The sequence below is a fragment of the Mycobacterium neumannii genome, assembly GCF_002245615.1.
Classification (GTDB): Bacteria; Actinomycetota; Actinomycetes; order Mycobacteriales; family Mycobacteriaceae; genus Mycobacterium; species Mycobacterium neumannii_A.
Genome location: NZ_NKCO01000044.1, coordinates 1 through 9,190, shown reverse-complemented (window position 1 = coordinate 9,190; position 9,190 = coordinate 1). Strand labels below are relative to the sequence as shown.

Annotated in this window: 8 protein-coding genes; 5 read left to right on the top strand and 3 right to left on the bottom strand. The window is 71.2% G+C overall.

Annotated features, from left to right (window positions below; genetic code table 11):
- Window positions 1-313 precede the first annotated feature (313 nt).
- Window positions 314-667, top strand: coding sequence for a hypothetical protein (locus CEX88_RS25540; protein WP_094295609.1), 354 nt, complete (start codon window positions 314-316; stop codon window positions 665-667).
- A gap of 3 nt (window positions 668-670) precedes the next feature.
- Here the strand turns inward: CEX88_RS25540 and CEX88_RS25535 are convergent, their stop codons facing one another.
- Window positions 671-1,276 carry a YqgE/AlgH family protein gene (locus tag CEX88_RS25535; RefSeq protein WP_064399019.1) on the bottom strand — a complete coding sequence of 202 codons (606 nt, stop codon included), beginning with the start codon at window positions 1,274-1,276 and terminating at the stop codon, window positions 671-673.
- A 111-nt stretch (window positions 1,277-1,387) separates the two neighbouring features.
- On the opposite strand from CEX88_RS25535, the gene CEX88_RS25530 reads away from it, so the two are divergent.
- Both CEX88_RS25530 and CEX88_RS25525 read left to right on the top strand, forming a co-directional pair.
- On the top strand, window positions 1,388-2,674 hold the full coding sequence (locus tag CEX88_RS25530; protein ID WP_094295608.1) for an MFS transporter: 1,287 nt from the start codon (window positions 1,388-1,390) through the stop codon (window positions 2,672-2,674).
- A 10-nt stretch (window positions 2,675-2,684) separates the two neighbouring features.
- Complete coding sequence (locus tag CEX88_RS25525; protein WP_094295611.1) at window positions 2,685-3,461, top strand: TIGR03084 family metal-binding protein; 777 nt, start codon at window positions 2,685-2,687, stop codon at window positions 3,459-3,461.
- 6 nt (window positions 3,462-3,467) lie between these two features.
- On the opposite strand, the gene CEX88_RS25520 is transcribed toward CEX88_RS25525, so the two are convergent.
- Together CEX88_RS25520 and CEX88_RS25515 are read right to left on the bottom strand one after the other, a co-directional pair.
- The gene (locus tag CEX88_RS25520) at window positions 3,468-3,950 is read right to left on the bottom strand and encodes a pullulanase (RefSeq protein WP_094295610.1); all 483 of its coding nucleotides are present in this window, start codon (window positions 3,948-3,950) and stop codon (window positions 3,468-3,470) included.
- Window positions 3,951-4,076: 126 nt separating this feature from the next.
- The gene (locus tag CEX88_RS25515; RefSeq protein WP_094295607.1) at window positions 4,077-5,519 is read right to left on the bottom strand and encodes a CCA tRNA nucleotidyltransferase; all 1,443 of its coding nucleotides are present in this window, start codon (window positions 5,517-5,519) and stop codon (window positions 4,077-4,079) included.
- A gap of 245 nt (window positions 5,520-5,764) precedes the next feature.
- On the opposite strand from CEX88_RS25515, the gene CEX88_RS25510 reads away from it, so the two are divergent.
- Window positions 5,765-6,658, top strand: coding sequence for an NUDIX hydrolase (locus CEX88_RS25510; RefSeq protein ID WP_094295606.1), 894 nt, complete (start codon window positions 5,765-5,767; stop codon window positions 6,656-6,658).
- Window positions 6,655-9,066, top strand: a complete 2,412-nt coding sequence (locus CEX88_RS25505; RefSeq protein ID WP_094295605.1) for a hypothetical protein — start codon at window positions 6,655-6,657, stop codon at window positions 9,064-9,066. Before CEX88_RS25510 ends, CEX88_RS25505 begins: the two co-directional genes overlap by 4 nt.
- Window positions 9,067-9,190 lie beyond the last annotated feature (124 nt).

Below are 9,190 nucleotides of genomic sequence, written 5' to 3'. Positions count from 1 at the left end.
TGATCACCCGCATGTCAGAGCGATAAGTGGTGTGTTGTCTGCACGGGCAGGAGCGCACCGGAGACTGACGCCGGGGCCTTCGTCGGCAGCGTCAGATGTGTATAAGAGCCCGCTCGCGGCCCGCGGCGCGGCATCGCCGGTGTCTAATCCGCCGTCAGCAGCGACGGCGCCGGCCGCCCCGCGGTCCCCGAGCGCGACTGCGCTGGGAACCCAGCCGGGCCTGCCGGGTTAGGCCCGTCCCCCGGGCGAAGCCTGGCGCCCGGGGGACGTCCCAAACTCGTCGATCGCGACGGGTCTCGATATCCTGTGGCCCATGCTCATCGCCGCGGTGCTCTGCCTGTGCGCTGCCGGCGCCATCGCCGCGGTCGGTGGATGGCTACTGAGCCGACCGCAATCCGAAGACCCGGTGCGCACGGTGCTGCGCTCGGTGGCGCCAACCCAACTGGCGGCCGCCGCGATGCTGGCAGCCGGCGGTGCGGTCGCACTGGCGGCCGATCCCGGCACGGCCCTCGTCGTGTTGATCGTCTGCGTGGTCGGAGCGCTGGGAACCGTCGGAGCCGGATGCTGGCAGAGCGCGAAGATGGCCGTCCGGCTATCGCGCGCTGAGCGCAGCGAGGCGGGCGGTTGCGGCGGCGCGTGCGCCACCTGCACGCTCTCCTGCAGTTGAGGTCTAGTTGCGGCTGACGTCGATCGGATGCGTGGCGAGCAACGACAGCGGAAGGGGCTGTCTGCGCAGCACCCGCGACCACAGGTCGATCTTCGGTTCGACCAGAACGTCGGACGGTAGGGCGGACAAGACGATCCAGTCGTCGCGCTCGATCTCGCCTTCGAGTTGGCCGATCGTCCACCCCGAGTAGCCGGCGAAGATCCTTATCCCTTCCACCACCGGGGCGATCGAGTCGGGATCGGCGTCCAGGTCGACCATCACCATCCGCCCCTGCACATGGCGCAGACCGGGGGCGTCGGCGGGCTCCATCCCGGCGCGCAGCGTCGCCAGGCACAGCGCCGCATCGCGTTTGACCGGTCCGCCGATGAACATCGTCTTCGGTTTGGCGGCCAGCTTGGCCCACTGGGGCAACACGTTGTAGACCGCGGTCTCGCTCGCCCGGTTCAGGACGACGCCGAGCGTGCCGCCGTCGTTGTGCTCGACGACGTAGATGACGCTGCGGCGGAACGTCGGCTCCAGCAGGTCGGTGTTGGCGAGAAGCAACGTCCCCGCCCGCACTCGAGGCGCGGCAGGGGCGATGAAATCCTCCGGGTCCTCTGACTGCGCCACCCGTCCATCATGGCACCGGCAACCCCTGTCGTGGCGGACAAGCGCGACGCCGCCGCGATATTTGTACTGTGGATGCGGTCCGATCCGCCGCTTCTGAGAACGTGATCTCCCGTGCCCCATTTCCGCGCGCCCGCCGCCGTCTGGCGGTCGGTGCGCAGCCTGCCCGAGTTTCGGCGTCTGCTGGAACTGCGGCTGGTAAGTCAGTTCGGCGACGGCCTGTTCGCGGCGGGGTTGGCGGGCGCGATTTTGTTCAATCCGCAGCGCGCCGCAGAACCGTGGGCGATCGCCGGCGCGTTCGCGGTGCTGTTCCTGCCCTACTCGCTGCTCGGCCCGTTCGCCGGCGCGCTGCTCGACCGCTGGGATCGTCGGCTGGTGCTGGTCGCGGCGAACGCCGGCCGCCTGGTGCTGGTGCTGGCCGTCGCGCAGCTGCTCGAATCCGGCGCGGGCGACCTGGCGATCCTGTGCTGCGCGCTGATCGTCAACGGGTTCACCCGCTTCGTGTCGTCGGGGTTGTCGGCGGCGCTGCCGCACGTGGTACCCAGAGAACAAGTGGTGGCGATGAACTCGGTTGCGATCGCGACCGGTGCCGCGGCCGCGTTCCTCGGTGCCAACTTCATGCTGCTGCCCCGTTGGCTGTTCGGCGCCGACGACGCAGGCGCCGCCGTCATCATCTTGATCGTGGCCGCCCCGGTGGCGCTGGCGCTGTGGCTGGCGTGGCGTTTCCCGCCGCGGATGCTGGGGCCCGACGACAGTGCGCGTGCCGTACACGGCTCGGTGCTCTACGCGGTCGCCACCGGCTGGGTGCACGGCGTGAAAACCGTGATCGCGGTGCCCGCGGTGGCCGCCACGCTGACCGGGCTGGCTGCGCATCGGATGGTGTTCGGGATCAACAGCCTGCTGGTGCTGGTGATGGTGCGCCACACCGACACTCAACAGGTCGCCGGGCTGGGCACCGCGGTGCTGTTCGTCGCGGCGACCGGCGCGGGGGCCTTCATCGCCGCCGCGGTCATGCCGGTGGCGGTGCGCCGCTGGGGCCGGTACGCCACGGCCAACGGCGCGTTGGCGATCGCTGCGCTGGTCCAGCTGGCCGGGTCCGGGCTGCAGCTGGCGATGATGGTGGTGTGCGGGTTTCTGCTCGGCATGGCCGGTCAGGTGGTCAAGCTGTGCGCGGACAACGCGATGCAACTCGACGTCGACGACGGCCTGCGTGGCCACGTTTTCACCGTGCAGGACTCGCTGTTCTGGATGGCATTCATCGGCGCGATCGCGTTGACGGCGAGCGTGATTCCTCCGGACGGACACCAACCCGCGCTGGCGTTGGCCGGAGTCGGCGTATACCTCGCCGGTCTGGCCGCGCACGCGGCGATCGCGAGACGGGCGGCTCCGACCCCGGGTTAAGGTGACCGGCATGGCTGGTGCCGCGCCGATGGTGGCCGACCTGCGCGCCGAGAGCGACGAACTCGACGGCCTCGTGGCCGATCTTCCCGCCGCGCGGTGGGCCGAACCCACTCCGGCAGAAGGCTGGACGATCGCCCACCAGATCGCGCATCTGCTGTGGACCGACCGTGTCGCGTTGACCGCCGTCACCGACGAGGCCGCGTTCGCCGACCTGCTCGACGAGGCGGGCAAGAACCCGACCGGCTTCGTCGACGCAGGCGCCGAAAAGTTGGCCGCCATGCCGCCAGCGGACCTGCTCGACGAGTGGCGCACGACCCGGTCCCGGTTGCACGACGAGCTGCTGACCGTCGCCGAGGGCCGCAAGCTGCCCTGGTTCGGCCCGCCGATGAGCGCCGCGTCGATGGCGACCGCGCGGCTGATGGAGACGTGGGCGCACGGACTCGACGTCGCCGACGCCCTCGACGTGCGCAGGCCGCCCACGGCGCGGTTGCGCTCGATCGCCCACATCGGCGTGCGTACCCGCGACTTCGCCTTCGTGGTCAACGGCCGTCAGCCGCCTGCCGAATCGTTCCGCGTCGAGTTGCGCGCCCCGGACGGGTCGACGTGGTCGTGGGGACCGGAGGACGCCGACCAGCGGGTCACCGGTTCGGCGGAGGACTTCTGCATGCTCGTGACCCAGCGGCGCCCGCGCGCGGAACTCGATGTGCGCGCCGTCGGCGGCGACGCCGAACAGTGGCTGGGCATCGCGCAGGCGTTCGCCGGCCCGCCGGGGTCTGGCCGCGACTAGCCCGCATCACAGTTCGACGGCCGAATCGGCGCGGCCGTCGCCGTCACTGTCGGTCAGCTTGAAGTCCCATTTGCCGTCGGCATCGGCGTCGACGTAGGCGTTCTCGCCGGCGAGCACCCGATCGGCGAGCCCGTCTGCGTCGACGTCCACCAGGCGGTCGTCGACGTGGCCGTCGGCGTCCAGGTCGACCGTCGGCCCACCGAATTGCTCGACCCCGTCGAGGCCGAACCAGCGCAGCCCGCGCTCGACGCTGAGCGTCCAAGTTCCGGTGCCGTCGTCGGCGAAATGGGTTGCGGCGTCGGCATGGTCGCGCACGAGGCGCTCGGCGATACCGTCGTCGTCCAGGTCGGCCATCGCGTCGTCGAGCATGCCGTCGCCGTCGAAGTCGAGCCCGACCGCTTCGAATACGCCGTCACCGTCGACATCCACGTCGGGCGTCGCGGACCAGATCGTCGCTGAGCCGTCGCCGTCACCGAGGCAGTAGTCCATGACGATGAGACGCACCGCAACCGCGGCGGGTTCCACACGCCTCCGCCTCGCTCGAGACCGACGCAATGGTCGAATTCGCGCGCGCTGACCAACCAAAACGTCGGGCTCGGCGAAGAAGCGGGCCCGTTACTGCCCGCCGCGGGCGTTCCACCACGCCAGCAGTTCCTCGACGGCCTCGTCGCGAGGCAGCGGTCCGCGGTCCAGGCGCAGCTCCTTGAGGTACTGCCACGCCTGACCGACCTGGGGGCCAGCGGGGATGCCGAGGATCTCCATGATCTCGTTGCCGTCGAGGTCGGGGCGCACCCGCGCGAGGTCCTCCTTCTCGGCGAGTTCGGCGATCCGCTGCTCGAGGTCGTCGTAGTTGGCCTGGAGCCGGGCCGCGCGACGCTTGTTGCGCGTGGTGCAGTCGGCGCGTACCAACTTGTGCAGCCGCGGCAGCAGTGGACCGGCGTCGGTCACGTACCGGCGCACCGCCGAATCCGTCCACTTGCCGCCGCCGTAGCCGTGGAACCGCAGGTGCAGGTACACCAGCTGCGATACGTCGTCGACCATCTGCTTGGAGTACTTGAGCGCGCGCAACCGTTTGCGCGCCATCTTCGCGCCGACGACCTCGTGATGGTGAAAGCTCACCCCGCCGTCGGGTTCGTGCTTGCGGGTGGCGGGCTTGCCGATGTCGTGCAGCAGCGCCGCCCAGCGCAACACCAGGTCGGGTCCGTCGTCCTCGAGCGCGATCGCTTGCCGCAAGACGGTCAGCGAATGCCAGTAGACGTCTTTGTGCTGGTGGTGTTCGTCGATCGCCATGCGCATCGCGCCGACCTCGGGCAGCACCACATCGCCCAGCCCGGTCTGCACCATCAGGTCGACGCCCGCGACCGGATCGGCGCCGAGCAGCAGCTTGTCCAATTCGGCGGCCACCCGCTCGGCGGTGATGCGTCCCAGCTGCGTCGCCATCTCCACCAGCGCGCTGATCACGCGCGGCGCGACGGTGAACTCCAGCTGCGAGACGAAGCGTGCGGCGCGCAGCATGCGCAGCGGGTCGTCGCCGAAGGACACCTCGGGTGCGGCGGGGGTGTCGAGCAGCTTGGCGCGCAGCGCCGCCAGGCCGTTGAGCGGGTCGTGGAAATCGGCGGGTCCGTCGGCGGTGATGCGCACGGCCATCGCGTTGGCGGTGAAGTCGCGTCGCACCAGGTCGTCGTCGAGGTTGTCGCCGAACCGCACCTCCGGATTGCGGGACACCTGGTCGTAGGTGTCGGCGCGGTAGGTGGTGATCTCGAGACGCTTGTCGCCCCTGCCGACGCCGAGGGTGCCGAATTCGATGCCGGTGTCCCACAGCGAGTCGGCCCACGGCCGCAGCAATTTCTGCATCTGCTCGGGACGGGCGTCGGTGGTGAAGTCGAGGTCGGTCAGCGCACGGCCCAGCAGCGCGTCACGGACGCTGCCGCCGACGAGATACAGCTCGTGGCCGGCGTCGGCGAACAGCCTGCCGAGTTCGCGCAGCACCTCGCCGTGGCGGTTCAGCTCCACTTGCGCGGTGGCAAGGAGTTCGGCGTCGGTGGAGAAGGCGGGCACGTTCGGACAGCCTAGTCAGGCGACGATCAAGCGGCCCCCAGGCCGCGATGAGAAGCCTGACCGTTGAGCACAGTCAGGCGACGATCAAGCGGCCCCCAAGCCGCGATGAGAAGCCTGACCGTTGAGCACAGTCAGGCGACGATCAAGCGGCCCCCAGGCCGCGGAGTCACACAAATGTGCAACGGCTCTATCACGACCGGTGAGTGCGGCGGGGGCGAATATGCGTGCCAGCTACTATCGCTTGGGTGTCGGACGGCGAACAGGCCAAACCACGACGGCGCCGAGGGCGACGTCGTGGCCGACGCGCGGCAGGCCCGCCCGAGGCGGCGCCCGACCCGTCGGCGCAGCGCCGCCACCCCATCCCGCAGCCCCCGGCCGGCCAGACCAACGCCGCACCGAAGAACGGTGCCGCCGTCGACGGAAACAAGGACACCAAGGGTGGGCAGTCCAAGAAGTCGCGGCCGCGGCGGCCACCCGACCGGCTGCGCACTGTCCACGAAACTTCGGCGGGCGGCCTGGTCATCGACGGTATCGACGGCCCCAAGGAGAGTCAGGTCGCCGCGCTGATCGGCCGCATCGACCGGCGCGGGCGCATGTTGTGGTCGCTGCCCAAAGGCCATATCGAGATGGGTGAGACCGCCGAGCAGACCGCTGTCCGCGAGGTCGCCGAGGAGACCGGTGTGCAGGGCAGCGTGCTCGCCGCGCTGGGCAGCATCGACTACTGGTTCGTCACCGAGGGCCGCCGCGTCCACAAGACCGTGCACCACTACCTGATGCGTTTCCTCGGCGGTGAACTGTCCGACGAGGACGTCGAAGTCACCGAGGTGGCGTGGGTGCCGCTCAAGGAGCTTCCCAAGCGGCTGGCGTACGCCGACGAACGCCGCCTCGCCGAGGTCGCGGGCGAGCTGATCGACAAGCTGCACGCCCACGGCCCGTCCGCGCTGCCGCCGCTGCCCCGCTCGTCGCCGCGGCGCCGCCCCCAGACGCACTCGCACACCCGCAACCGTCGTCCCGACGAACGCGCCCAACCGTCCCCGGGGGCCGAGCGGTGGGGGCACCGCCCGCCCGAAGGGCAGGGCGACGAGTGGGGAAAGATGCAGCCCGACCGCCGGACGAACGGTTGCGGACAGGGCTCGTGACCGCCGCAGCGCTGCCGCGCGCGCTGGCCGCGCTGATCGTGCTGGCGCTGAGCGCCCTACCGCTCGTCCTACCGCCGGCCGCCGCCGCCCAATCTGATTCGACGCCGTTCCTTCAGGTCCGCGTCGACCGCGTCACCCCCGACGTGGTGACCACCACCAGCGAGCCGGTGGTCACCGTGGCCGGCGCCGTCCTCAACGTCGGCGACCGGCCGGTGCGCGATGTGGTCGTTCGGTTGGAGGATGCCGCGGCGGTGCGGACGTCGACCGGCCTGCGCACCAACCTCACCGGCGACGTCGACCAGTTCGAGCCGATCGGCGAGTTCGTCCCGCTCTCGCCCGAACTCGCTCGCGGACAAGAGGTTCCGTTCACCCTGTCCTACCCCCTGCGGTCGGCCGACCGGCCCTCGCTCAGCATTGACGAGCCGGGGGTGTACCCGGTGATGGTCAACGTCAACGGCACCCCCGACTACGGCGCGCCCGCCCGCCTCGACGACGCCCGCTTCCTCCTGCCGGTGCTCGGCGTCCCACCCGACCCGGGCGCCGAGTCAGGTGACGCGGTCACGGCGATCGCAGCGCCCGACACGTCCAAGCCGGTCCGGCTGACGCTGTTGTGGCCGATCGCCGACCGGCCGCGGCTGGCCGCGGGCGCACCGGGCGGCGCCACGCCGGTACGGCTCATCGACGATGAGCTGGCGTCCTCCCTGGCACCGGGCGGGCGCCTCGACACGCTCCTGTCGGCTGTCGAGTTCGCCACCAGCCCCCAGGTCGATCCCGACGGACGGGTGCGCGCCGCGACCTGTCTGGCGGTCGACCCCGATCTGCTCGTCACCGTCAACGCGATGACGGGCGGCTACGTCGTCAACAACGGCCCCGACGCGGGGCCCGGCACCCCCACCCGACCCGGCACCGGACAAGACGCGGCGGTGGCGTGGCTGAACCGGCTCAAGAACCTGGCGACGGGCATGTGCGTCGCCTCCACCATCTACGCGCAGGCCGACCTCGACGCGCTCCGCCGCGTCCGCGACCCCGGGCTCAGCCGGATAGCGACCACCGCCGCGGGCGACATCGTCGACCAGATCCTGGGCGTCACCTCGGTGCGCGGCGCCAGCCTGGTCGGCGACGGTCCGCTGACCGGCCCCGCGGTGCGTCTGCTGTCGGACCAGGGCGGCCAGACGGTGGCCGTCGCAGCCGCCGAATCGGGCTCGAACGACGGCACCGACGTCGCGGACTCCGGCGTCGCCGACACCGAACCGGTCCGCTACACACCGCAGGTCGTCGCGGCGCCGTTCGACCCGGCCGTCGGGGCGGCGCTCGCCGGCGCGGGCACCGATCCTGTGGCGCCGGGATATCTGGACCCGTCGCTGGACATCCCGCTGCAACACGATTCGGCGGTGGCCCGGCGCCAGGACGCCCTGGGGGCCATGCTGTGGCGCGCCCTCAGTCCGGACGTCTCCCCGCGCACCCAGATCCTGATGCCGCCGCTGGCGTGGGGCATCGGCCCCGACGACGCCCGGGCGATGTTCCGGGCGGTTGCCACGGCGATCAACGCCGGGCTCGCCGAGCCGCGACCGCTCACCGCGGTGATCGGCGAAGGCAGCGCCCTCCCGCCCGACGACATGTCCCCGCTGCCCAGCGACGAGCTGGGCGACCCCGACGCCCGGTTCGACGACGCCGTCGTGTCGGGCATCGCCGCGATCACCGGGCGGCTGTGGGGGCTGACCGCGGCGCTGACCACCGACGAACGCACGGGGTTGACCGGATACGGCTACACCGCCCCGCTGCGCGAGGACATGCTGCGCGCACTGAGCCAGTCGGTGCCGCCCGACACCCGCAACGGCCTTGCGCAACAACGACTCACGACGGTCGGACACACCGTCGACGACATCTTCGGAGCGGTCACGATCGTCAACCCGGGTGGGGCCTACACGCTGGCGACCGAACGCAGCCCGCTGCCGCTGGCGTTGCGCAACGACCTGCCGGTTCCGATACGGGTCCGCCTCGACGTCGACGCGCCACCGGGGATGACGGTCACCGACATGGGCGAGATCGTGCTGCCACCGGGCTACCTTCCGCTGCGGGTCCCCATCGAGGTGCACTTCACCCAGCGCGTCGCCGTCGACGTCGCGCTGCGCACGGTCAACGGTCTGACGCTCGGGGAACCGGTGCGGCTTTCGGTGCACTCGAACGCCTACGGCAAGGTGCTGTTCTTCATCACGCTCTCGGCGGGCGCCGTCCTGGTGCTGCTGGCCGGGCGTCGGCTCTGGCACCGGTTCCGCGGACAGCCCGATCCCGCCGACCTCGACCGTCCCGACCCACTCGAAGTCGCGCTGCACTACGACGACGACACCGACGCACCCCTGAGCCGGGCCGGACGCCGAGGCTCGGGCACCCGCGGCGGTGCCGGGTGAGCACGCCCGGGCCGCCGCCTCGGCCCCATCCGCCGGCACCGCCACGAACGTGGCCCGGTCACACACCTCCCCCTCCCCCGCCCCCGACGCTGCCGCCGAAGGCTTACGTGTCCACCCCGGCCGG

Bases quoted from the DNA above. Each gene is read 5' to 3' on its own strand.
- CEX88_RS25540 (WP_094295609.1), top strand. From the start codon at position 314: ATGCTCATCGCCGCGGTGCTCTGCCTGTGCGCTGCCGGCGCCATCGCC.
- CEX88_RS25525 (WP_094295611.1), top strand. From the start codon at position 2,685: ATGGCTGGTGCCGCGCCGATGGTGGCCGACCTGCGCGCCGAGAGCGAC.
- CEX88_RS25520 (WP_094295610.1), bottom strand. From the start codon at position 3,950: ATGGACTACTGCCTCGGTGACGGCGACGGCTCAGCGACGATCTGGTCC.